We start from the raw sequence: 476 nt of genomic DNA, 5'->3' as shown, positions 1-476 counted from the left end.
AATATAATTTTATATTAACATAAACACAATTAGCGGTTTAGCATTCAGCTCATCTATGTGCTAGGTATTTGAAGTGGTTCCAATAAAATACATCTTATGTGAACTTTTTCATGATTCTCTAATATATTACTTTATCTTAGCTTATTGTCTTCATTTGGACGCCAAGGTGAGATTCTTGTCACAAAAAGGTGAGTTTTATTGAAGTTTGTAGTAATCTGATGACGATTTATAAGTCTGCCTTCATTAAAAGGTGGCGTTGAGCTGTTAATTTATTTGCATTTAGGAACGATGAACATGAAAAAATTATTAGCAATGACTGCAGTTGCCGCGTTGACTTTGTCTTCAAACGTTTTTGCCCAAGATGGCGAAGCGGTTTATAACAAAGCGTGTACAGTATGTCACAGCATGGGAGTTGCTGGTGCACCAAAGACTCACGACGCTGCAGCTTGGGAACCACGTTTAGCTAAAGGTCTTGA

The 476-nt window shown here is 36.8% G+C and carries 1 protein-coding gene; it reads left to right on the top strand.

Features of this window, described 5'->3' with window-relative positions; genetic code table 11:
* Window positions 1-294: 294 nt before the first annotated feature.
* The coding region (locus AB4160_RS19475; protein WP_372006089.1) for a cytochrome c5 family protein at window positions 295-476 on the top strand (182 nt) is incomplete at its 3' end.

The sequence above is a fragment of the Shewanella sp. 10N.286.51.B8 genome (assembly GCF_041469325.1).
In the GTDB taxonomy this organism is placed as follows: Bacteria; Pseudomonadota; Gammaproteobacteria; order Enterobacterales; family Shewanellaceae; genus Shewanella.
This window is presented reverse-complemented; position numbering and strand designations above follow the sequence as displayed.